Annotated in this window: 23 protein-coding genes, 1 pseudogene and 1 riboswitch; of the genes and pseudogenes, 5 read left to right on the top strand and 19 right to left on the bottom strand. The window is 59.2% G+C overall.

Features of this window, described 5'->3' with window-relative positions; all coding sequences use genetic code 11:
* Positions 1 to 191: 191 nt before the first annotated feature.
* Positions 192 to 327: riboswitch (cyclic di-AMP (ydaO/yuaA leader) on the bottom strand.
* Between the two features lie 334 nt (positions 328 to 661).
* Together FOI68_RS04815 and FOI68_RS04810 are read left to right on the top strand one after the other, a co-directional pair.
* The gene (locus tag FOI68_RS04815; RefSeq protein WP_035299610.1) at positions 662 to 1261 is read left to right on the top strand and encodes a hypothetical protein; all 600 of its coding nucleotides are present in this window, start codon (positions 662 to 664) and stop codon (positions 1259 to 1261) included.
* A 150-nt stretch (positions 1262 to 1411) separates the two neighbouring features.
* Positions 1412 to 1768 carry a L,D-transpeptidase gene (locus FOI68_RS04810; protein WP_185973882.1) on the top strand — a complete coding sequence of 119 codons (357 nt, stop codon included), beginning with the start codon at positions 1412 to 1414 and terminating at the stop codon, positions 1766 to 1768.
* A 1112-nt stretch (positions 1769 to 2880) separates the two neighbouring features.
* Here FOI68_RS04810 and FOI68_RS04805 read toward each other — a convergent pair.
* The 16 genes from FOI68_RS04805 to FOI68_RS04725 form a co-directional block, all read right to left on the bottom strand.
* Positions 2881 to 3654, bottom strand: a complete 774-nt coding sequence (locus FOI68_RS04805; protein WP_143862495.1) for an ATP-binding cassette domain-containing protein — start codon at positions 3652 to 3654, stop codon at positions 2881 to 2883.
* A 20-nt stretch (positions 3655 to 3674) separates the two neighbouring features.
* Positions 3675 to 4457, bottom strand: coding sequence for an aliphatic sulfonate ABC transporter permease SsuC (ssuC, locus tag FOI68_RS04800; RefSeq protein ID WP_143862494.1), 783 nt, complete (start codon positions 4455 to 4457; stop codon positions 3675 to 3677).
* Between the two features lie 30 nt (positions 4458 to 4487).
* Entirely contained in the window at positions 4488 to 5639 is a 1152-nt protein-coding gene (ssuD, locus tag FOI68_RS04795; protein ID WP_143862493.1) for an FMNH2-dependent alkanesulfonate monooxygenase, read from the bottom strand.
* A gap of 17 nt (positions 5640 to 5656) precedes the next feature.
* Positions 5657 to 6682: a sulfonate ABC transporter substrate-binding protein gene (locus FOI68_RS04790; RefSeq protein WP_255433367.1), complete on the bottom strand. Its 1026-nt coding sequence runs from the start codon at positions 6680 to 6682 to the stop codon at positions 5657 to 5659.
* A 201-nt stretch (positions 6683 to 6883) separates the two neighbouring features.
* A complete protein-coding gene (locus tag FOI68_RS04785; RefSeq protein ID WP_143862491.1) occupies positions 6884 to 7918 on the bottom strand; it encodes an LLM class flavin-dependent oxidoreductase in 1035 nt (344 codons plus the stop codon).
* Complete coding sequence (locus FOI68_RS04780; RefSeq protein ID WP_143862490.1) at positions 7915 to 9369, bottom strand: 4-hydroxyphenylacetate 3-hydroxylase family protein; 1455 nt, start codon at positions 9367 to 9369, stop codon at positions 7915 to 7917. Before FOI68_RS04780 ends, FOI68_RS04785 begins: the two co-directional genes overlap by 4 nt.
* Positions 9341 to 10825 carry a 4-hydroxyphenylacetate 3-hydroxylase family protein gene (locus tag FOI68_RS04775; RefSeq protein ID WP_044897417.1) on the bottom strand — a complete coding sequence of 495 codons (1485 nt, stop codon included), beginning with the start codon at positions 10823 to 10825 and terminating at the stop codon, positions 9341 to 9343. Before FOI68_RS04775 ends, FOI68_RS04780 begins: the two co-directional genes overlap by 29 nt.
* The gene (locus tag FOI68_RS04770) at positions 10822 to 11646 is read right to left on the bottom strand and encodes a MetQ/NlpA family ABC transporter substrate-binding protein (RefSeq protein ID WP_143862489.1); all 825 of its coding nucleotides are present in this window, start codon (positions 11644 to 11646) and stop codon (positions 10822 to 10824) included. The genes FOI68_RS04775 and FOI68_RS04770 overlap by 4 nt, the downstream gene beginning before the upstream one ends.
* Before the next feature lie 11 nt (positions 11647 to 11657).
* Positions 11658 to 12320, bottom strand: coding sequence for a methionine ABC transporter permease (locus FOI68_RS04765; RefSeq protein WP_029098442.1), 663 nt, complete (start codon positions 12318 to 12320; stop codon positions 11658 to 11660).
* On the bottom strand, positions 12313 to 13083 hold the full coding sequence (locus tag FOI68_RS04760) for a methionine ABC transporter ATP-binding protein (protein WP_143862488.1): 771 nt from the start codon (positions 13081 to 13083) through the stop codon (positions 12313 to 12315). The genes FOI68_RS04765 and FOI68_RS04760 overlap by 8 nt, the downstream gene beginning before the upstream one ends.
* 490 nt (positions 13084 to 13573) lie before the next feature.
* Positions 13574 to 14614, bottom strand: a complete 1041-nt coding sequence (locus FOI68_RS04750) for a tripartite tricarboxylate transporter substrate binding protein (RefSeq protein WP_143862487.1) — start codon at positions 14612 to 14614, stop codon at positions 13574 to 13576.
* Between the two features lie 35 nt (positions 14615 to 14649).
* The gene (locus tag FOI68_RS04745) at positions 14650 to 16167 is read right to left on the bottom strand and encodes a tripartite tricarboxylate transporter permease (protein ID WP_029098440.1); all 1518 of its coding nucleotides are present in this window, start codon (positions 16165 to 16167) and stop codon (positions 14650 to 14652) included.
* 15 nt (positions 16168 to 16182) lie between these two features.
* On the bottom strand, positions 16183 to 16641 hold the full coding sequence (locus tag FOI68_RS04740; protein ID WP_035299598.1) for a tripartite tricarboxylate transporter TctB family protein: 459 nt from the start codon (positions 16639 to 16641) through the stop codon (positions 16183 to 16185).
* Positions 16642 to 16838: 197 nt separating this feature from the next.
* The gene (locus FOI68_RS04735) at positions 16839 to 17093 is read right to left on the bottom strand and encodes an HPr family phosphocarrier protein (RefSeq protein WP_160297068.1); all 255 of its coding nucleotides are present in this window, start codon (positions 17091 to 17093) and stop codon (positions 16839 to 16841) included.
* A gap of 27 nt (positions 17094 to 17120) precedes the next feature.
* Complete coding sequence (locus FOI68_RS04730; RefSeq protein WP_065067164.1) at positions 17121 to 17810, bottom strand: LrgB family protein; 690 nt, start codon at positions 17808 to 17810, stop codon at positions 17121 to 17123.
* Positions 17797 to 18177, bottom strand: a complete 381-nt coding sequence (locus FOI68_RS04725; protein ID WP_065067165.1) for a CidA/LrgA family protein — start codon at positions 18175 to 18177, stop codon at positions 17797 to 17799. The genes FOI68_RS04730 and FOI68_RS04725 overlap by 14 nt, the downstream gene beginning before the upstream one ends.
* A 284-nt stretch (positions 18178 to 18461) precedes the next feature.
* Here FOI68_RS04725 and FOI68_RS04720 point away from each other — a divergent pair, with 284 nt between their 5' ends.
* The 3 genes and pseudogenes from FOI68_RS04720 to FOI68_RS04710 form a co-directional block, all read left to right on the top strand.
* Entirely contained in the window at positions 18462 to 19538 is a 1077-nt protein-coding gene (locus tag FOI68_RS04720) for a YeeE/YedE family protein (protein WP_143862486.1), read from the top strand.
* 24 nt (positions 19539 to 19562) lie between these two features.
* On the top strand, positions 19563 to 19796 hold the full coding sequence (locus FOI68_RS04715; protein WP_029098434.1) for a sulfurtransferase TusA family protein: 234 nt from the start codon (positions 19563 to 19565) through the stop codon (positions 19794 to 19796).
* Positions 19797 to 20044: 248 nt separating this feature from the next.
* Positions 20045 to 20293: pseudogene (locus tag FOI68_RS04710) on the top strand (SDR family oxidoreductase); the annotation flags it as partial.
* Between the two features lie 58 nt (positions 20294 to 20351).
* Here the strand turns inward: FOI68_RS04710 and FOI68_RS04705 are convergent.
* The 3 genes from FOI68_RS04705 to FOI68_RS23285 form a co-directional block, all read right to left on the bottom strand.
* A complete protein-coding gene (locus FOI68_RS04705; protein ID WP_044897426.1) occupies positions 20352 to 21623 on the bottom strand; it encodes a sensor histidine kinase in 1272 nt (423 codons plus the stop codon).
* Entirely contained in the window at positions 21616 to 22302 is a 687-nt protein-coding gene (locus FOI68_RS04700) for a response regulator transcription factor (protein ID WP_029098432.1), read from the bottom strand. Before FOI68_RS04700 ends, FOI68_RS04705 begins: the two co-directional genes overlap by 8 nt.
* Positions 22303 to 22510: 208 nt before the next feature.
* Positions 22511 to 23416, bottom strand: a 906-nt coding sequence (locus FOI68_RS23285) for a hypothetical protein (protein ID WP_185973870.1), incomplete at its 5' end; no start/stop codon positions are given.

Below are 23416 nucleotides of genomic sequence, written 5' to 3'. Positions count from 1 at the left end.
TTCTTCGTCAACGGATAGAAAAAAATCGGCGCACTGCTTCCGCAACTGGAGGGCCGTTCCAGACGGAAAGCGAATGCGCCGACTGTTTTCCTGCAAACAAAACGGAAAACCTGACGTGGGTACAGGGGGACTGCCCGAACGGGTGCCGGACAGCCCTCTGCACGCAACACAAGCGGATGTCGTGTACGAGTAAGATCGATCTGCTTTAGCCGACGAGGTTAGCTGACGGGTAGGATGGCAGAAGCATCCCTTCTGTTTGGAACAGAATTAACCCCAGAAGATGGTTCCCCCGTTTCCGTCATCAACGGAACTAGGCCCGTATGTGGTTGGATGATGATACGGCACGCTCCTTTTGCCATTTTGGCGTTCTCGAACATGGGGTTCATGTTACCATACTCCCGCCCCTGCCTCATCCCCGGTAATCCCGGATATTCACGCATCAGGCCCGCTCAGCCGCAGTTACCTGGAATTACCAGTCTCATCCAAAAAGATCCTTCCATATCCTACTGTGTTCATTCCTGGTAAAAACGTTGACTCCTGTCCTCCCTGCTGCGCCGGGTGGGGCTTGGCTGGTCGCACCGACCGGGAACCCGCGTTGAAACCGCCGTCACGCGGCGGCGTATAAACTAGTGGAAATCAAACCAAAAGGTGGGAATAGACAGTGGCCTGGACGAAACGATCTCTTCAAATTGGCCTGCCGCTCTCCCTGTTGGGCATCTTGCTGCTCCCCGTGTTCATGGCGGTGTTGAAATGGCTGTTCGTCTACCCGGAACAGACGTGGCTGATGTCCCACATGTCGCTGCTGCTCGCCTGTCTGGCGGGCCTCTTCATTCTGCCCGCCTTTGTCGTAAAAAAGGGCGTCAAACTGATCCTGGGCGGGGTGACGATCCTCTTTCTCTGGCTGACCATGAACACCTATGCGTATGTGGATCGCGAGGGTGTCCATCTGAACCCGTTCTTCGGCAGGGAAACGCTCTACGCCTGGAACCAGGTCCAAAAGACCGAAATCGGGGTCGGCCTCACGGGAAAAAAAGCGGATACGGCAGAAGTGTATATGCGGTTTACGTTCAAGGATGGCACACAAAAGCAGATCGGCTGCTGGTTCGTCTCCGATGCGGTGTTTGCCAAGGAAATGATGGAACAGCACGGTCTGCCGGTCACTCTGCTGCCGATCAGCGAGCAGGCGTACGAGCGCATCGGACAGTGGCCTGTTGCCGATCAGCTTGAGCTGCAGCAACTCTACACGGGAACCTCTACCTGACACGACAAAACGCATCAGGCGGACAGCGCGCCAGCCGTCCTGCCGGATGCGTTTTCTCGCAAAACCTCGTTTCCCCTCCCAAAGGACGGGAACGGTGCGGCTGCATAGGATGAAAACAACGCAGTACCACCGGCCGAGGAGGTGAAGATCATCCCGTACCACATCCGCATTTCCATCTCCAGGCTGCGGCTGGATCTGTACGACGGTCAGCGCCTGGTCCGCTCGTTTCCCGTCGGGTTGGGCAAAATTGCCACATCCACGCCGCGCGGCGACTTTACCATCATCAACAAAGTCCCGTACCCGAACTCCTACCCGGGCGGCCCGCTCAGCGTGTTCGGCACCTACTGGCTGGGGCTGAGCAGGCCTCATTACGGCATACACGGCACCAACAATCCGGCCTCGATCGGCAAGTACGTCTCTCACGGCTGCATCCGCATGCACAACCGGGACGTGGAGTACCTGGCCAAACGGGTGCCCATCGGAACGCCGGTGAAGATTCGCCCGTAGCAGCACGCAGGACAGACAAAAGGCACAGCGTTCCCGCTGCTGGGACGCTGTGCCAGTCTGTTTTCCACCGGCTGTATCTGAATTCAAATGCTTTTGAGTCCGAAAAACAGCAATAGGTAAAAGCAGCGCATCATCGTTGGATGCGCTGCTTTTGCATTGACATGTCCGGTGCTCCTTCGCATGCAGCCGGGGTTGCAGCTAATGATCTCTCCTACGTTGTTGAGATCGGAACGTCGAATAGACAGCGGACGATCCCTCGACCGAACACAATGTAAATTGCTCGTGCGGCCATTCACATCTCCTGGTTCAACCTTTGTTGTTCCCGAAAAGCAGATGAACCAAAAGGATCGCTGACAGTAACGCCAATAGACCCGAAATCGGCTCATTCTCAACATATGACATGGTGTGTGCGAGAACGTAGATAATGATTGTGAACATCACCACTAAAAACAGATGGAGTATCTTCTTGGCCAATACAGCCCCTCCTTTCCCAAAACCGACTAGAAGGGAGAATACCTTCCTTCGCTCTCCAGTACAGTCATAAAGGCATTCGGAACATGACAAATGGTAGCTGCTTCGATTCCATCGAGCGTTTTTTTGAGAGCTGTACCCAGGGAGCAGTGGGACAAACGATCATTCTCCTTTGTCAACCGTTCTGCGATGGCTCCAAGAAAATCTTGGTGGGACCCCCGCAACATGGCATTGTCTACAAATTTCTCTATTAGGGTTTTGTTCTCCTTGTAAAAGGAGATTAAGAAGGGGCAAAGACCTCTTCGTCTCATGCGGATTTTCCGTTTACGGTTCCCCGCTGACGAATTTTCCATTTTTTACATCCCTGAACATCGGCAGAAAAAAGTAGATCACCCTTGAGCCTGGCAGCTTGGTGATCTACTCTCTTCTGCAGTAGAGCCGCCCCCTTGTGGGGAACGTCTATTGTGCAGGGCCGGAGCGTGGCAACGCTCTTGGCCCTTTAGCCGTTTACGCAAATACATGTACCTTACATACACTTTTCCGGTATCAAAAATGAACCCAGATTGAAAGGAGAAAACCAGCCTGCCTGGCGAAAGCCGGCTTTTCGCATCCGGTTCCGGCCATGCGTACAGGATCCATGATCAGATCGAGTAGGAATGCGCTTGTTTTTTGGCGACAAACGGCTCCTCTTCCCGCGTTCCCAGGATTCTGTCCAGAATCACCCGCTCATAGTGGGCAAAACCGTTGTCCTTCACCCGGGGCCGGGCCAGGTTGATCTTGATGTCCATCGCCACTTTTCCCTCTTCCAGGAGAACCACGCGGTCGGCCAGGGCGACCGCTTCGCTCACGTCGTGCGTCACCAAAATGGCGGAGAATCCCTGTTCCAGCCACAGCTTTTCGATCAGCCGCTGCATCTCGATCCGGGTCAGCGCATCCAGCGCCCCCAACGGCTCATCCAGCAGGAGCAGCCGGGGCTCTCCCGCCAAGGCGCGGGCCAGCGCGACACGCTGCCGCTGTCCGCCCGACAGGACGCGGGGCCACTCACCGGCGCGTTCGGACAGACCGACGAGCCGCAGCGCTTCCTCCGCCGTCCGCCTCGCTCCCGCTCTGATCCCGACCGCCACGTTGTCGATGACCTTCTTCCAGGGGAGCAGCCTCGCGTCCTGAAACATGATGCGAACCTCTGCGTGAATGCCGTGGAGGGGCTGGCGATCCACGTAAATCTGCCCTTCCGTCGGCTGGTCCAGACCGGCAATCATCCGCAGCAGCGTGCTTTTTCCGCATCCGCTCTGCCCGACGACGGCGACAAATTCGCCGGGCTGCATCGCCAGCCGCACCTGCTGCAGCACCCGGGTGGCGCCAAAGGCTTTGCCCACCTCCTGCACATCGAGAGACATGCCGCAGCCCGCATTCATACCATCACCCCCACGCCGGATCACCGCTTGCTGTAGCTCGGATGCCACTGCAGCCACCTTCTTTCGATCGCCTTTGCGATGCCGTCGGACAATTTGCCCAACAGCGCGTACAAGAGTATGCTCAGCACGACGACGTCCATCTGCATGAACTCACGAGCATTGGTGGCCATATAGCCAATGCCGGAATCGGAAGCGATCGTCTCCGCCACGATGAGCGACATCCACATGACCCCGAGCGCGTAGCGGACCCCTACCAGAATGGAGGGAAGCGCCCCCGGAAGAATGATGTTCCAGAACAGCGCGAATCCTCTCAGCCCGTATACCCTGCCCATTTCGATCAGACCGTGATCCACCGTCCGGATGCCGTGAAAGGTGTTGACGTAAATGGGAAACAAGACACCCAGCGCGACGAGAAACAGTTTCGCTTCCTCTCCGATCCCGAACCACAGGATGACCAGCGGGATCAAGGCCAAATGAGGAATCGTGCGAACCATCTGCACCGATGTGTCCAGCAGCTTTTCGGCAGGGGGAAACACCCCGTTGATCAGCCCCAGGAAAAAGCCGAGGCTGCCGCCGATCAAAAAGCCGATCAAGGCCCGCTTGGCACTGGCCGCCGTATAGTCAAACAGTTCCCCGTCCTGAACCAACTGCACCGCCGCCTCCAGCACATGGACGGGTGTCGGCAGAACGTGCGTGGAGATGATCCCCCAGTCGCCGAGCACCTGCCACACGAGAATGACCAGAATCGGAATGCTCCAGGGAATCGCGTGCGCCAGGCCGCGGCTCTTCAACGGAAATCGCATGGCGAATCTCCTCCCGATCCAAAGACGATGTCAGCCATTGCCTATCCCGCTCTCGGACAAGGCTTTTTTCGCGGGAAAGCGGTAATTGCCGATGACTTCACCGGCGGGGGCGTTCGGCGCCTCCGTTCGGTTCGCCAGGGGCAGACGCGGGAATAGCAGTTCGGCCACCCGATATGCCTCTTCCAGGTGGGGATAGCCGGAAAAGATAAACGTCTCGATGCCGAGTTCGGCGTACTCCAGCATGCGGGCGGCGACGGTCTGCGGGTCGCCCACGAGCGCGGTCCCCGCCCCGCCTCTGACCAGACCGATGCCGGCCCACAGGTTGGGGCTGATCTCCAGATCGCTGCGATTGCCGTTGTGCAGCCGAATCATCCGCTTTTGGCCTTCGGAGTCGTAGTTGGCGAGCGCTTGCTGCGCCGTGCGGATCGTCTCCTCATCCAGGTGCTTGATCAACTGTTCGGCGGCGTCCCACGCTTCCCGTTCCGTTTCCCGGACGATCACGTGCAGGCGGATGCCAAATCGGACGGTACGCCCGTGCGCTTCCGCCAGCGCGCGCACCTTCCTGATTTTTTCCGCCACCTGCTGCGGCGGCTCTCCCCATGTGAGATACACATCCACATGTTCGGCCGCCACTTTGATCGCCGCATCGGACGAACCGCCAAAGTAAAGCGGCGGATACGGTTTTTGGAACGGGGGAAACAGCAGTCGCCCCTCTTTCACATGCAGGTACTGGCCTTGAAAATTGACCTGTTCCCCTCTTAACAGCGAGCGCCAAATGGTGAGAAATTCATGCGTCAATGCGTAGCGGTCATCATGGGGCAGGTGGAGACCGTCCCCGGCCAGCTCGACCGGGTCGCCGCCCGTCACGACGTTGATTAACAGGCGGCCGTTGGAAAAGCGGTCAAAGGTGGCCGCCATGCGGGCTGCCGCCGCAGGAGAAACAATCCCGGGCCGAACCGCCACGAGAAACTTCATCTGCCGGGTGGCCGCGAGCAGGGAAGAAGCCACCACCCACGCGTCCTCGCATGACCGTCCCGTGGGCAGCAAGGCACCGCTGAACCCCAGTTCATCCACCGCCTGGGCGATTTGACGCAAATAGTTGTACGTGATGGGACGTCCTCCGACGGATGTTCCCAGATAACGGCCATCCCCGTGTGTCGGCAAAAACCACAAGACTTCCATAGTCCTCTCCCTTTCTCTTACCGTGATGGTCGATAGATCGCCTCTTGGACGGAAATGTTTTGCGGAATCAGCTTCAGGGCGTAAAACGTATCGGCGATTTCCTGCTGCCCTTTCACGATGGCGTCATCGATCGGCTGCAGCCCGTACTCTCTTCGTTCCGCCGCCTTCTCCAGCGCGGCCACGTCGATTTTCAAAAGCGGCGCAAGCAGTTGGGCCACTTCCTTGGGATGTTCGTTTGCCCACGCGCTCGCGTGCTCCACTTCTTCGAGCAGGACTTGGACAATGTCGTAATGCTCCTCGGCAAAGCGTTGGGAAGCGAGGTAGAAATCGCGGTCCTCCGCCAGACCTTCGCCGTTGACCAGCACCCGGACCCCGCCGGCGTTCTCGATGTCGGCGTAATAGGGGTCCCACACCACCCACGCGTCGATCTTCCCCTGCTCAAACGCGATGCGGGCATCAGCAGGGGACAAAAACGACAGGGTCACGTCGCCGTACTGCAGGTTGGCTTTTTCCAACGCCTTCACCAGCAGGTAATGAGCGCTGGAGCCCTTCGCCAGGCCGATGTTCTTCCCTTTCAAGTCGGCCAGCGTGCGTATGCTGGAGTCGTTTTTGACGAGGATCGCCGAGCCGGCGGACTTTGCCTTGCCCGCGGCCACGTATACCAGGGAAGAGCCTGCCGCCTGGGCAAACACGGGAGGGGAATCGCCTGTTCGGCCCACGTCAAGATTTCCCGAGCTCAGCGCTTCCAGCAGCGGAGGACCGGCCGGAAACACGTTCCAGGTCACGTCGTATCCCAGTTCCTTCAATCGTTTTTCCAGGGTTCCGCGCTCTTTTACGATGTTCAGCGGATCCCCCTTCTGGTAGCCAATGCGCAGGAGCTTCGCCGTTTCTTCCTTTTTGGCGGCGGCCTGCCCCACGCTTCCGCCGCTGTCCCCGGAGCAGCCTGTCAAAAAGGCGGCCACCAGGAACAGGCCTGCGAGAAAAACGGCGGCAGCACGGGTTCCTGCCCGCAGGTTTTCCCGTGAATCTGTGTGTGTCAGCACGGTTTTCCTCCTCTCGCCGATGTGGGTATCAAAAAAAAGCCCCCACATGCTTGCATCAGAGCAAACAGGCAGGAGCCTTCAGTTGACTGATCGGCTGCGCGATGTTCGGTTTTCTTGTGCCCGGCATCGGTTGCTTACGGTACAGTTTATTCCAATTATTCCTACCTGTCAAGTATGAATTTGACTCGTGACGTTTCCCTTCTACGCCCGCATCACTTCCTCGAAAAAAGGCCCCAGTTCATCCAGGGGATGGCGAAACGCGGTCAATATCATGTCAATCCCCGCCCGGTGCAGCTCGTCGATTTTCTCCCGCACCTGCTGATACGAACCCACCAGTCCGGTGCGAAACCCTTCGTTGTTGGCGACAAAATCGCTGATTGCCGCAGCGCGGGACCACATTCCCGCAGCCCCCCGGGCATGGTTCTTGAATTTGTTGATCGCCGTCAGATCGGCGCGCTCCACGATGTATTGAAATTCCTCAAGCGCTTCCCGCTCCGTCTCGCGCGCGATCACAAAGGCGTTGACGGCAAACCGGACCTGCCGGTTGTGAAGAGCGGCGACCTCTCGTACCCGGTTCATTTGCCGCTGCAGTTCATCGAGCGGCGCGCCGTTCATAAAATACCAGTCAGACAGCTTCCCCGCCATGATCTGCGCCTCTTCCGAATTGCCGCCCTGGAAAATGGCCGGATACGGCTTTTGCACGGGAAACGGCCGGATTCTTCCCGCGTGAATCTGATAGTAGTCGCCGCGAAAGGAAAACTCTTCGTGCTGCCACAGCCCTTTTACTACCTGGAGGTATTCTTCCGACCGCCGATACCGCTCGCTGTGACTCATCCAGGGAACGCCAAACATCTCCTGCTCCCCCTGGAACCAGCCGCTGACGAGATTGACGTGCCAGCGGCCGGACGTGATCACATCCAGCGTCGCCCCCATTTTCGCCAGCGTCACGGGAGGAACGAAACCGGGCAGAACGGCGGAAATAAAGTGAATGCGTTCGGTATGGGCGGCCAGAGCCCCCACGATCGACAGCGAGTCCAACTGCCCATCCGACCCGTCTCCGCCACCCAGTCCTCCCAGATAGCGGGTCGGGAACAGGATCGCGTCCACTCCCAGCGCGTCGGCAAACTGCGTCAGCCGGAGATTGTATGCAAAGCTGCCGTCTTTTTCCTGCTCGGCCTCCGAGCGCAGAAACCCGCCGGAAATACTGGCTCCCCATATCGCCACCTGCACACTCATACGCTTCCTTCGCCCCTCCCGTTTGCTTTTGCCAATGCCCACACGGCATCCGTCAGCGCCTGTTTTTCGTACCCCAGATACTGGCTGGCATAGGTGCGGACGGGATCGCCGGAGTAAAAGCGCTCGTACAGCTCATGTCGGGAAGCAAGCGGACTGCCGATCAGGTCCCAGGCCAGCTTGAACAGTTTCACGCGGGTGTCGGCGTCCGCCTCCGCGCCGCGATAGTACCTTTCCAGAAACGGTCCGAGCGGCCCGTTTAGTTCCGCAAGCGATGACGGCACCTGCATAAAGCCGCCCGCTCCGATCTGCTGGAGGATTTCAATTGCGCGCGGGTAAAAGCGGGACCCGAGGTTTCTCGCGGTCGTCAACGGCTCGACGGCCGGGAGCCACACCCCGGACGGATTCGGCTTCGCCTGTTCGTGAGCGGCCAGCAGCAGCGCTCTCACGGTTTCCACCTGGACAATCAGCTCCCCCAGCTTTTCCTGCACGTGCAAAAAGTGTTGGGCGCCGATGGTTGCGGCCAGCTCGTGACCGATGGCGGCGACGAATTCGAGCTTGTGCAAAAGCCGCACCACCGTCGGCTGTTGGCTCAGCGCGACAGCGACCGGATCTTGTCGGACGGCCCAGATCGCTTCCGGATCGTCTTTGATAAAGACCCGCTCCCACGGAATCAGCGCATCGTCGAAGACCACCACCGCATCCATCTCGTCAAACCGGGAGCTGAGCGGATGATCCTCTCTTTCCGCGGACGCAAACGACTCCCGGCAGATAATATGCACCCCCGGCGTCGCTGCCGGGATCGCAAACATGGTCGCGTACCGCTCCTCCGACTGTGGGCGCCGGTGATACGGATACACCAGCAGTTCGTCCACGTAGGGAGCGCCAGTGGCGATCATCTTGGCTCCGCGCACGACGATGCCGTCTTCGGTCTCCCGCACAATGCGCAGATGGGTGTACGGATCGTCAAGCTGGGAAGAGCGTTTTGACCGGTCTACCTGCGGATCGTGCAGCGCGGTGGTGGAGAACCACTCCTGATCGCGGCTCTCCCGGTAATACCGCTCGATTTTCTCGGCAAACTGCCCATCCCCTCCCCCCAGCACATGCCGGCTGGCGTACCACCCGGTCAGCAGGGAGCGGGAATAGTCGGACAGCCTGCTCATCATGCCAAATGTCCGTTCCGACCAGATGTCGTACGCCGTCTGCTTTTGCAGCAGCTCCTCCCTGCTTCGCGGGACCAGATACGCCAGGTTGACCGGCTGCCCGGTGTCCGGAGACCGAAACGTCAGCGACGGCCCCACGTGCGGGTCATCCTGCAGATCCAACAGCTTCCCTATCGTGTCAATCGTTCCCGCAAACGCCGGGTGGCCTATCAGATCGTGTACGACCTGGCCGTTCAGCCAGACGCTTCTCCCGTCGTTTCGCCTAGACAGATACCGTTGACGCGCTCCCATCCTGCTTCCCCTCCTCGGCCGCAATCAGATTCCAGAAATCCCGCAGACGGGATTGAAACCGTTCCTTGTCGTAACGCAGATACTGCGCGGCGTACGTCCTGACGGGATCGCCGAGGTAAAAGCGCTCGTACAGCTCGTGCCGCGATCCCAGCGGGCTTCCGATCAGGTCCCAGGCCAGCCGGAACAGCCGGATCCGGTCCTGGGCGTCGACGTTTGCCCCTCGGTAGTATTTTTGGATCAGGCCGCCCAGTTCCCCGGCGAGCCGCTCCGCCTGGGACGGCACCTGCATGAACCCTCCCGCTCCGATTTGCTGCAGAATTTCAATCGCCCGCGGATAGTACCGGGGCCCCAGGTTTCTCGCCGTTTCGATCGGCGTCAGGTCCGGCACGAACGTCCCGTACCGATCCGCCTTGCCCCGGGTTTCCGAAGCAGCCAGCAGCGCCTTGACCGTCTCCAGTTGAATCGTCAGTTCTCCCAGCTTTTCCTGCACGTGCAGATGGTGGTTGGCACCGATCGCTTCGGCAATCGCAAACGCGACGCCCGCCACAAATTCCAGCTTGACCAGAAGCCGCACCACGGTGGAGTGGTAGGCCAGCCCGTTTGCCGTCTCATCCAGTCTGAGCTCCCAGACCGCCTGGGGATTGTCGTGCAAAAAGACGCGCTCCCAGGGAACGAACGCATCGTCAAACAGCAGAACGGCGTCCATCTCGTCATAGCGGGCGCTGAGCGGCTGGGCGTCCCGCTGGCTGGAAGCAAACGACTCGCGGCAGACGATGTGCAGCCCCGGCGTGTTGGCCGGAACGATCATCATGTGCGCATGGGCGAGATCGCCGTCATGCAGGCGGTGGAACGGATAGACGAGAAAGTCGTGCGTATACGGAGCGGCGGTCGCAATCATTTTCGCCCCCCGCAAAAACACCCCGTCTTCCGTCTTTTTCACGATCCGCAGAACCGCATCCGGGTCGCTCTGTTCGGACGGTCCCTTGGAGCGGTCGATTTGCGGGTCCAACAGCGCCGTCGTCACAAACCGGTGATGGTCGCGGGCTTGTTCGTAATAGCGGGTGATTTTTTCGGAAAAATGCGCGTCAAACTTCTGATAGGTGTCCCGGGCCGCGTACCACCCGGTGACCAGGGAACGGGCGTATTCGGAAAGGCGGCTCATCACCCCGTGCGTTTGTCGGTCCCAGCGGGCAAACGCCGCCGTGCGCTTCTGCAGGTCGGCCAGCGTGTGCGGCACGAGAAAGGCGGCGTGAACGTACTCCCCCGTCCGCGGACTGCGAAATCCGACCTGCTCGCGAGTCCCGTCGTCTTCCAGCGTCTGAAAAAGGGATGTCAAGGTGTGCAGGGTGCCTTGAAAGGCGGGATGGGTCGAGACGTTCTCCACCTTTTCGCCGTCCAGCCAGACGGTCCGCCCGTCCTGCAGGCTGTCGAGAAACCGCTGCCCCAGCGTGCTCATTGGCCTACCTCCTTTGCGTACTCGGGCTTGATGAACCCTTGGAACTCTCTGTCGATCAATTCGTCAAACGATGGGGACCGATACGCCTCGACGAGGTCTTTTACAAACGGCTTGTCTTTGTCTGCCGTGCGAACGGTCAGCACGATGATGTACGGTTTCGGCGTTTGCTCCAGCTTGAGCGCATCGCTCAACTTCCACCCGGAGGCCAGGGCAAAGTTTCCGTTGACGACGGCGTAATCCACATCGTCCAGGGAACGGGGAAGCTGGGCGGCCTCCAGCGGCACGATCTGGATCTGCTTGGGGTTTTCCGCGATGTCCTTTTCGGAGACGTGCAACGCGTCCGCATCGGGCCGAAGTTTGACCAGGCCCAGCGTTTGCAGCAGGCCCAGCGCGCGCGCCTGGTTCGTCGGGTCGTTGGGCAGCGAGATGCGCGTGCCTTCCCGGATGTCATCCAGCGAGCGGTGCTTTTTGGAATACACCCCCATGGGCACCGTGGGAATGGGGATGATCCCGGTGAGATCGGCCTGCTGCTCCTTGATGTAATTGTCCAGATACGCCGTGTTTTGGAACACGTTGGCGTCGATCGAGCCGCTCAATAGCGCCGTGTTCGGTTGAACGTAATCCTGAAACTCGACGATCGTCACCCGATACCCCTTTTCCTCCAGCAGAGGCTTGATGCCTTTTCGCAGTTGATCGCTGTACGGACCGGCGGTGGCGCCGATTTTCAATTCCTTCTGACCGCCCGCGGATGAGCCGCAGCCCGCCAGCAGCGCGGAAAGCAGACTGGTGACAAGCGTCAGAAGCAGCGTGATTTTCTTCATGGAAGACCCCCTTATTTCTTATCCAACCGCTGCGCGATCCGGTTGCCCGCAAACTGGATGAGCTGTACGAGCAGAATCAACAGGACGACGGTGGCCGCCATCACTTCCGTCTGAAAGCGGTAGTAGCCAAAGCGGATCGCCAAATCGCCGATCCCTCCGCCGCCAACGGTTCCGGCCATCGCGGAGTAGGACAGCAGGCTGATGGACGTGACGGTCAGCGCCGAGACGATGCTGCCGCGTGCTTCGTTGAGCAGCACCTTCCAGACGAGCTGCACCGGCGAAGCGCCCATCGCGACCGCCGCCTCGATCACGCCTTTGGGAAGCTCCCGCAGGGATTGTTCCACCAGGCGCGCAAAAAAGGGAATGGCCGCCAGGGAGAGGGGAACCGACGCGGCGATGGGGCCGATCGTCGTCCCGACGATCAGGCGCGTCAGCGGGATGATCGCGACGAGCAGGATGACAAACGGCAGGGAGCGGACGGTGTTGACCAGGTAGTTGATGGCGCGGTGCAGCGTGATTCGCTCCAGGATTTGCCCTCGGTCCGTGAGAAACAGCAGGACGCCCAACGGCGTTCCGAACAGGAAGGCGGCCCCGACGGAGATGCCGACCATGGTAAACGTCTGTCCGAGCGCCAGCCAAAATTCCGGCGCCAGTTCGAGCAGATTGTCAGCCATTCAGCACCTCCGACGGGTACAGCTGTTCCGGCACTGCCTGAAACAGCAGTTTGCCCAGCGCGGACGCCGGCGCCGTCTTGGCGTGACGGATCTGCAGTTCTTCGACGAGGTGTCCGTTTTCCAGCACGGCTGCCTTATGGCACAGCTGCTTGACCACGTCCATCTCATGGGTGACGATCACGACGGTCACCTTCCATGTCTGATTGATGTCCCTGATCAGGGAGAGAATCGACTGCGTCGTCCGGGGATCGAGGGCGGACGTGGGCTCGTCGCACAGCAGGATGCGGGGACGGTTGGCCAGGGCCCGGGCGATGGCGACGCGCTGTTTTTGGCCGCCGCTCAACTGGGACGGGTAGCTGTCCGCCTTGTCCTGAAGCCCCACCCATTCCAGCAAATCGCGGACCCGCTTCTCGCGGTCCCCCTTTTCCGCCTTGGCGATTTCCAGGGCAAACTCCACATTCTCGGCAACCGTTCGATTGCTGAACAGGTGAAAGTGCTGAAAAATCATTCCGATCGCGTGTCTGGCCTCCCGCAGCGCCCGGGGGGAAAGGGCGGTCAAATCCTTCCCTTCCACAAACACGCGCCCGGCTGTAGGCCTCTCCAGCAGATTCATGATCCTGAGCAGGGTCGACTTTCCGGCACCGCTGTAGCCGATAATGCCGTACACATCCCCCTCCCGCACTTCCAGGCTGACGGGTGCCAGCGCCTGGTACGGGCCGGCAGGGGTTTGATACGTCTTCGCGACATTCTCCAGACGAATCACCGCGCTTCCTCCTCTCCTTGTCTGATAAAAATGAGGCCTCCTTCAACCTGCCGCAGAGGGCAGACGAGGAAGCCTCCGGTCGTCCGGTCGGACCTGATGGGATGGGAAATGCAAAAGGCTCCCGCCGCCTGCCGCCGGGCAAGCAGAAAGAGCCTTCAGTTGACTGATCAGCGGATTTATTTGGTTTCACTCGGGGGATGTATGATAAAGATTAATCCAACAATTCATACCTGTCAAGTACGAATTGATTTCCGGGGGAAGGGACCGGGCAAATGGCTGATGCAGTATCTGCTCGAACACCCGGCCGTCCGCCATACCAACATGGCGCTGGGTACCCGGGATGCCCACGGCCTCTACGAGCGGTACGGTTTTGAACGAAGAGAACTAATGCGCAGGCCGGCCCGACAGCAAGGGGATTGAATCACCATGTCACGCATCTTCACAAACAAAGCCGCCGTTTCCTAGGAAACGGCAGCTTTTTCGTACATCGTCATTTTCGCATGCTGCGCTTTTCGGCCAGCTCGACGTAATACCCGGTTTCCTTCTGCACATCCTGCGTAAACGTGGCCGAGTCGGCATAGTCCGGCTCCACCTGCATGTCGTGCAGCTTTTTCACAAATGCGGGGTCTTTCACCATTTTCGCCACGGCTTCTTCCCACTTTTTGATCACGTAGACGGGCGTCCCTTTCGGAAAGGAGACGCCGGTCCACCAGAAAACGGTCAGCCCCTTTACTCCCTGCTCTTCCGCGGTGGGTACGTCGGGCAGAAACGGGCTTCGCTCGTCGCCGGACACCGCGAGGATTTTCACTTTCTTCGCCTGGAGCATGGGATTGATCTCTCCGACGGTGTGGACGGCGAGGATCGCGTGTCCTCCCGCCACCTTCGGCAGCGAGTCGGACGCGCCCTTCGTCACGATCATCCGGGTCTTGGAAAAATCGGCCCCGATGGCGTCCATCCATTCCGCCACGCCGAATGCGGAAAAGCCGGCAGGTCCGACGGAGGTCCAGGTCAACTGTTCCGGGTGCTGTTTCACCCATTGCGAGAACTCGGCGAAGTCCTTCCACGGCGCATCCGCCTTGACGGCGAACGCCAGCGTTCCTTTTCCGATCCGGGCGGCGTAAATCTGGTCCGCGTTGGTGATCAGGGGCTGTTTCATCCCCGCCGACAGCATGGACGTGTTGGAAACGTTAACGGCGAGCGCCGTGTAGCCGTCGTTTTTCGCCTGTTTCAAGGCGTACTGCGCCCCGACCGTGCCGCCGCCCCCCGGTTTGTTGACGACGACGACCGGCTGCCCCCACTCTTTGCTCAAATAATCCGCCGCGGCCCGGGCCACCAGATCCACCCCGCCCCCGGCGGAATAGGGAACCACGTACTCGATCTGTCTGTCGGGATAGGCGGGAGCCGCCTGGCTGGCGGAGGCCTGCGTCTCAGAGCCCGCGGCCGGTTGGGCAACGCCCACTCCGCAGGCCGTCACCGTTGCGGCCGCCAGGCAGGAGACGATCCCGCCGATCCATTTCACATACGCTTTCAAAAACACTCCTCCTGTACATGCTGATCTCCATGATGCTAGGCCACGTCCGCGCCGCGCTGCCGCTCTTCCCGCACCCGCTTTTGCGTCCGCCTGTTGAGCGCGAGGGACACCAGCATCAGGGCGGCCGCCGCCAGCAGGATGACCAGCGAGATGGGGCGCTGCAGCACGATCGCCACATCGCCGGAAGACATGACCATCGTCTGGATGAACGACTCCTCCAGCAGCGGTCCGAGAATAAAACACAGAACCAGCGGCACGACCGGCCAGCGGTAGGTATAAAACAGGTAGCCCAGCCCGCCGAACGCGAAGGCCACCGCCACGTCAAACAGGCTGTTTCGCACGCTGTAAGCCCCGATGGTGCAAAACATCAGGATGACGGGCGCCATGATGCCGTACGGGACCTTCGTCAGTTTGACCCACACCCAGACCAGCGGCAGATTGAGCACCAGCAGCATCGCATTGCCGACGAACATGGACGCGATGACCGTCCAGACAAATGCCGGGTGCTGCTCAAACAGCACGGGACCGGGCGTCAAGCCGTAGATCATGAACCCGGCCAGCAGGATGGCCAGCGGCGGGGACGAGGGAATGCCCAGGGAAAACAGGGGAATGAATCCGGCGCTGCTGGTGGCGTTGTTGGCCGCTTCCGGCGCGGCCACGCCCTCGATCGCTCCCTTGCCGAACTGCTCCGGATGCTTCGACACCTTTTTCTCCAGATCGTAGGCGAGAAACGAGGTGATCGCGGCGGAACAGCCCGGCAGCAGCCCGAGAAAAAACCCGACCAGCCCCCCTCTGATCGTGGGCGCGGCGCTCTTTTTCCAATCGCTTTTCGACGGGTAGACGTTTCCCGGTGCGCCGATGACGGTGGCGAGCCGCTTTTCCCCGATCCCCTTCAGCACTTCGGCAATGGCAAACAGGCCGATGATGATGCTGATCATGTCAAACCCGCCGTCCAGCAGGGGGATGCCGTAATCAAACCGGGGCATCCCGGAAGACGGCCCCAGTCCCACCAGCGACAGCGTATACCCGAAGGCTCCCATCAAAAACGCCTTGATCAGGGAACCGCCCGACAAGCTGACCATCAGCGTCAGCGCCAGGATCATCAGGGCAAAGTATTCGGGAGGACCAAACTTCAGCGCCTGGTCCGCCAGGATGGGCGCAAAACAGACCAATCCGACAACGCCCAGGATGCCGGCCGCAAAGGAGGCGATGGCCGATATGCCGAGGGCCGGCCCCCCTTTTCCTTTCTTCGCCAGCGGATAGCCGTCCAAACACGTGGGGACCGACGAAATCTCCCCGGGGATGTTCAGGAGGATCGCCGTGGTCGATCCGCCGTACATGGCGCCGTAGTAGATGCCGGCCAGCATGATGATCCCCTGCGTCGGTTCCAGCACGGCAGTGACGGGAAGCAGGATGGAGATGGCCGACGTGGGCCCCAATCCCGGCAGCACCCCCACAAAGGTGCCGACCAGTGCGCCGAGTGCAGCCATCAGCAGGTTTTCCGGCGTGATGGCCTGCGCGAAGCCTGCCAACAGAAGGTGTAAGGTGTCCATGATACCGCGTCCCTTTCACAGAAAGAATCCGGTTGGAAACGAAATCTGCAGCCACATGATGAAAACCACGTACAGACATCCTGTCAGGACGGCGGCCAACACGATGGCCGTCCCCCATCCGTACCTTCCGACGACGCGGAAAAGAAACGCCGACACGATCAGCGTCGCCGTCAGGTAGCCGACGATGTCAATCAAGAGGCAGTACGCCCCCAATAGAGCCAGGCAGAGGAACATGCTCGTTCGGTGCGGCGACGGCGGTGCCTTGGCCCGCTCCTCATTCCGGAACGAGTGAACCAGCAGGGCCGCCCCCAACAGCACAAACACAAGCCCCAGAATGGCTGGCAGCGTATGATCGCCTACATATCGGGACAGGGAATAGGCCCGCAGCCGATACGCCTCCAGACTGACCAAAACGCCCGCCGCGATGGACAAAACGGCCCCCAGGAAGTCAGGTACGTTGTGCGGAAGTCTCACGTCATCACCTCGCCATGCGGAAGCCCTTCTTGCCGCGCGTCACTGCACCGCGTGTCAGCGACGCCCGCAAGTCATACCACAGCCTATGGCACAGGTGCCCATTGTGTGCCGGAGCACAACAAAATCCGAGGCGGCCGTCCCCCCCGGATTTCTTGCCATCCCGATTCGTTTCCACCAGCGGCATCACGCTGACACGCTCATTCGGAAGCCAGAAACGAGCGCAAATCTTCCAACGCCTCTTCGGCATCCGCTCCCGCCGCACTGATCACGATGGTCTCCCCTTGTTTCGCCCCAAAAAAACCAAACGTGCTCAACCGGCTTTTCGCATTGATCTGCACATTTTGATGCTCAATCAAGATGTAACTGTCGAACTGATTGGCTTTCGCCACGATGTTTCTCATGCGCTCAGGCTCCAGAGCCCGCCGCAAGGTAATCGACAATCGCTTTTTCATACGCATCCCCCACTCTTCCCCAAACAGTCAGTCCAACACCCACAACAGCTCCGGCGCCAGGACAGCCATGAACACCGCGGAAAGCGTCATCCCCAACACGCCCATGGCTCCCTCCGGCTCTCCCCACTGGGCGGCCCGGGCTGCTCCCACCATCGAGGCGGCTGTTCCCATCGCCAACCCTTTCACCAGGTTGTTGGTAATGCCCGCCCAGCGAAGGATCACAGGGCCGATCAGTATCCCCGACAGCCCGGTCATGGTGACAAACAAGGCGGTCAGCTCCGGCAATCCGCCCAGCAGATGAGAAACGGAAACCGCCATCGGGGTGGTAATGGATTTGGGCGCCAGGGAAACGATGGTCGGGTGGCTTAGCTGAAAGAGATAGGCAATCCCGATGACAGAGGCCACGCCGGCACAGGAGCCGACAGAGACGCCGGTCAGGATCGGGCGGAGATGGCGGAGGAACACGTCGGCATGTTTGTAGAGCGGGATGACCATGGCCATCTGGGCCGGCCCCAGCAAAAAGGTGAGGAGATGGGTAGACGTTTGGTACGCGGCATAGTCCGTGCGGGTAGCCGCCAAGACCGCGATGATCAGCAGCGGACTCATCAAAATGGGGCTGCTCCACACGCGGCCGACCTTCTGATTCACCCGACACCCGATGACATACGCGCCCACCGTCAGAATCAACAACCACACCATTCCGCTATCCGCCGTCATTTTGCTTCCCTCCCTGTTTGCACAGCATGGCGACCCATGCCGTCGTGATCAGAACGAAAATCGTACTGACGACAATGATCAAAAACAACGCCCACCCCTGCTGTCTCAAGATGCCCCAGTACTTCATGACGCCGACGATCGACGGAACCAGAAACAGCGCCATATGGCGATAAAACAAGCCGCTGGAATGTTCGAAGTGCGCCGGTTTCAGGACGCCGGTCACAAGCAGGAGAAAAAACAGCACCATTCCCGTCAGCACCGGAGGCACGGGAAGAGCGAAGAAATCGGTGACGAGGACGCCAATCCCGTACAGCATGCAGAGGACCAGGACTTCAAGCAGCAGTTTCAGGCTCCATCCCCCCATCATTCCGGTGTTGTATCTCACTATAAAGAAAACAGCCGGAGAAACTCAACTGCAATGTCAGTTTATCTAACACAAACTAAGCGGTTACATCTCGATCATGCACGCATTTTCTCCGTTTATCCCCAAATATCTCCAGATACTCACGATCATACATTCTTTTCTGTTAGCTTTTATTACATGAATGTGACAAAACATTCATCCGGACTCTTTAATGGTAAGTTGACACATCGGATTTATCGGTCTTATAATGATAAAAAAATTAACTTGCTTCTTTGGAGAGGATGGACATGTTTGCAAAAATAGGCTTGGGGCTGCTCTGCGGAATTGTTCTCGGATTTGTCCTGCAGCGGGGACGATTTTGTGTGGTCGGCGCCTATCGCGATGTCATTCTGGTGAAAGACAACCGCATGTTCATCGCCGTCTTGATCGCCATCGCCGTACAAAGCATCGGGGTCTACGCCCTTGCCGGTCTCGGGCTGATTCAACTGTCCGACGTCCCGTTCACCTGGCTCGGCGCCATTGTCGGCGGATTCGTTTTCGGTTGGGGGATCGTGCTCGCCGGCGGGTGCGCGACAGGCACCTGGTACCGAGCGGGCGAAGGGCTGCTGGGAAGCTGGATCGCGCTGTTCGCGTACATGCTGGGAACCGTGGCGACGAAATCGGGCGTCCTGAAACCGGCCCACGATGCCCTGACCCGGCACAAGGGCGGCGATGCGTTCATCTATACGACCCTGGGGATCTCCCCCTGGGTGTTGATTCTCCTGTTTGCCGCTCTGGTCTCCCTGATCGTGTGGCGGCATTTGCGCCAGCCTGCGCTGGTCGTCCCGACGCTGAAGCCGCGAAAATCGGGGCTTGCCCACCTGTTATTTGAAAAGCGCTGGCACCCGTTTGTCACCGCGCTGCTCGTCGGGATCATCGCGATCGCGGCTTGGCCCATGAGCGAGGCGACCGGACGGATGTTTGGCCTGGGCATCACGACGCCCAGCGGCAATCTGCTGCGCTACATCACGACCGGGGACGCCACCTACCTGGATTGGGCGGTCTTTCTCGTACTCGGCATCGCGCTGGGTTCTTACATCGCGGCCAAAGGGAGCGGCGAATTCCGCTGGCGCCTGCCTGATGTCAAGACGATTCGCCACAATTTCGTCGGCGGTCTGCTGATGGGATTCGGCGCCAGCATCGCCGGCGGCTGCACGATCGGCAACGGCCTGGTCAACACCTCGCTGTTCACCTGGCAGGGGTGGGTCGCCACCTTGTTCATCATCGCGGGCACCTGGTCTGCGACCTACGTCGTCATTATGCGGGGACGTCGAAAAGAAACCGCGGGGGCTGCCCCCGGCCAAACCGCACCCCTGTCCATGTAACCAACGCTGAAAGGAAGAATCCGGATGAAAAAACACTTGCAGGTCATCGGCATGGTTTGTCCCTTCCCGCTGGTGGAGGCGGAACAAGCGATGCGGGAGTTGTCGCCGGGACAAGAGCTGGTTATTGATTTCGACTGCACGCAGGCGACGGAAAGCCTGCCCCGGTGGGCAGTCAAGCATGGGCATCAGGTGGTTTCCTTTGAACAGACGGGCGATGCCCAATGGCAAATTACCATTCGCAAAGGGGCGGCAGGGTGAACCTGCCGCCCCTCTTCTTTCCTCCCTCGATTCTCGGACCGCCGGCCAACGCATACTTTTTCCACCGATTACCAAACTAAGGAAAATGACGTGAGAAGGAGGACCTGTACACGTGTCATCAATCCCCCAGAAACAGACGTTACCCCCGCAGCATCAGGATCAACAGCCTGGGATCGAGAGCGAAATGACGCCGCGTCCCGTAACCGTCGCCCCTCATTATAAAGCGAGCGGAAAATTGAAGGGGAAACCTTTCCGCCAACTTGGCCGAGCGGGGCATCCGTGTCAATGGTGTAGCGCCGGGGCCGATCTGGACACCGCTCATACCGTCCACGTTTCGCGCCGATCAGGTCGCTGTTTTCGGAGGCAACACGCCCATGAAACGGCCCGGTCAGCCGGCGGAAGTGGGACCGGCCTACGTCTTTTTGGCTTCCGACGACGCCTCCTACATCACCGGCCAGTTCATCCATGTGAACGGGGGAGAAATGGTAAACGGCTGACCGGTTTCGGCAGCCGTTTTTTCTTGGTTCGCTCCCCCGGGACCGCCATGAAGCGGAATCATCCCGCGTCCTTGCCCCGGGAGGGCAGCGTGACGGTAAAGCTGGATCCCACGCCCTCCTCGCTTTCCACGCGAATCCGGCCGCCGTGGGCATCCACAATCCACTTCGCGATGGACAGGCCCAAGCCGGTTCCTTCCATCTCCCGGGAACGCATTTTGTCCCCGCGGTAAAACCGGTCGAAGATGAAGGGCAGGTCCTCCTTGGAAATGCCGATGCCGGTATCGGCCACGACCATCGTAACCCAATGGCTGTCCCGTCTGCACGTGACCTTGATCGTCCCTTTTTCTTTCGTGTATTTCAAGGCGTTGTCCAGGAGAATCACCAGCAGTTGGTACAGCCGCTCCTCATCTCCCCAGATTTCCAGCGGCTGCTCGATGTCCGCCTGCACGTCAATCTCCTTCAACTCCGCAAGCTGCTGAAAGGACTGCACCGCTTTCCCCGCCAGCTCATCCAGCCGAACGCGCCGCTTCATAATCTGCAGCTCGTTGGAATCGGAGCGGGCCAGGGTCAGCAAATCGGAGACCAGCTTGTTTAACCGCTTCGTCTCCTGAATGCTCACCCAAATGTTTTCGCTTTCCTGCTCGATCGTATGGTCGGGATTGCGGAATAGCCGTTCGAGGTGAAGGAGAATGACCGACAGCGGCGTGCGCAGCTCATGGGAGGCGTCCGCGATGAATCGCTGCTGCTTCTCCCAGGACAGTTGAATGGGAATCAGCGCCCTTTTCGCGAGGAACAGTCCCGCAAAGACAGCGATCACGATGCTGACCACACCGCCGATCCCCAACACGTACAGGAGGGTGTTCAGCATTTTTTCTTCCGGTTCCAGGTTGACCACCATCTGGATCTGTTTCACTTTCCACACCCGACCGTCCGCGAACACCCGCTTGTCGATGGACAAGGTGTAGACGCGATAGGTCTGCCCGTCCACCGTCAAGGTTTCGATGCCGTCCGCCCCTCCTCTCGGCCGGAATGTGAGCAGTTCTTCCGCGTCGATGGAGTCGCCGTATTCCTTGCGAATGAGCTCTCCCCGATCGTCCCAGAGCAGGAAGACCATCCGCCTGTCCACGTCGAGCATCCGCTTTTTCTCGGGCCGAAAAAACGGGAACGGATCGAACAAGAGGCGTTTTCCGATCTGCCGCAATTCTGCATCCACCTGGGCATACAGCCGATACTGCATGGAGACGTACAGCGCGCTTCCCAGGCCGTTCAGCAGCAGGACGAACACGATCACGTTCAGCGTGACCAGGCGGATCCGCGTCTTTCTAAACATGTTCCTTGTTCCCCTTCAGGATGTAGCCGACGTTTCGAATCGTGCGGATATAGTGGTCGCACCCGTGATCGGCCAGCTTTTTGCGCAGGTAATGGACATACAGGTCCACAATGCCGTAGTTGACCTCGGATTCGATCCCCCAGACTCGGTCGAAAATCTGGTCGCGGGACAAAATCTGTTCCCGGTTGTAGAGAAAATACTTGAGCAGATCGTACTCCTTGCTGGTTAACCGCAGCGGATGGGGCCCCACATACCCGTCGTGCTCGTACTCCTTCAGACAAATCGGGCCGTAGCTCAGTTCGCCTTCCTTGGCAAACTTGCCGTTTCGCCGCAGCAGCGCTCTCGTTCGCGCCAGCAGTTCTTCCACCGCGAACGGTTTGACCAGGTAGTCGTCGGCTCCGGCGTCCAATCCTTCGACCCGGGCTTCCACGCTGTCTTTGGCGGTCAGGAACAAAACCGGCGTCAGATTTCCTTTTGACCGCAGCTTTCTGACGATCGACAAGCCGTCCAATCCGGGCATCATGATATCCAGCACCAGCAGGTCGTAAATGCCTCGTTCCGCCAGCAGCAGCCCTTCATCTCCCCTGTCGGCACAGTCTACCTGGTACCCTTCTTCCGTGAACACGGCGGAAATCGCCTGAAGCAAATGACGCTCATCCTCTACTGCGAGAATTCGCATACCCATCCCTCTTTCCTGCTCCAATCCCCCTCCCGTCTGCCTCCGGGAAAACGCCGGGAGGGAGCGCATTTCCTTTTTCATCTATACTACACCAATTGTGCTTGTGACCGTACTCTCCCATTCTATTAGTAAACCATCCGTTTTTTTGAAACAGATTTGAAAAAGGCAGGTGATCGCTCACCTGCCCTCTTTTCTCCCGTTTCAGAAATTACGGTTCTACCACGGTCTTTTCGGCGTGACCGGCGGGAAAGGTCCGCTCGATCAGCTTTTTCACCACGTTCTCGATTTCTTCTTTTCGCTTGTCAGCCTGCTCCTGCGTCAGCTTGCCTTCTTTCACCGCCGCTGCCAGGTTTTCTTCCTCCTGCTTGGTCAAGAGGCTGACCAGCTCATCCGTGGAAACGCCCTGCTCCTTGGCGATTTCAGCCAGCGACTTGCCGGCTTTCAGCTCGCTTTGCAGTTTTTCTTCGTCCAGCTTGAGCAGCGCCAGCAGTTCTTCATTGTGGCCGAATCCCGGGAACTTTACGAAGAACTTCCCGAAGCCTTTTCCCAGATGGGTGTCTTCCACAATGTGCTGCACCCGCTCGGAAATGGTCTCCTTCAGCTTGTCAGCCTGCTCCTGCGTCAGCTTGCCTTCTTTCACCGCCGCTGCCAGGTGTTCTTCCTCCTGCTTGGTCAAGAGGCTGACCAGCTCATCCGTGGCAACTCCCTGGGCCTTGGCGATTTCAGCCAGCGACTTGCCGGCTTTCAGCTCGCTTTGCAGTTTCTCTTCATCCAGCTTCAGCAGCGCCAGCAGTTCTTCATTGCTGCCGAATCCCGGGAACTTTACGAAGAACTTCCCAAAGCCTTTTCCCAGATGGGTGTCTTCCACAATGTGCTGCACCCGCTCGGAAATGCTCTCCTTCAGCTTGTCAGCCTGCTCCTGCGTCAGCTTGCCTTCTTTCACCGCCGCTGCCAGGTGTTCTTCCTCCTGCTTGGTCAAGAGGCTGACCAGCTCATCCGTGGCAACTCCCTGGGCCTTGGCGATTTCAGCCAGCGACTTGCCGGCTTTCAGCTCGCTTTGCAGTTTCTCTTCATCCAGCTTCAGCAGCGCCAGCAGTTCTTCATTGCTGCCGAA

Origin of the sequence: Brevibacillus sp. LEMMJ03, from assembly GCF_007197875.1 — a bacterium.
Classification (GTDB): Bacteria; Bacillota; Bacilli; order Brevibacillales; family Brevibacillaceae; genus Brevibacillus; species Brevibacillus thermoruber.
Note: the sequence above shows the minus strand (reverse complement) of the source record. Positions and strands in the feature narration are given on the sequence as shown.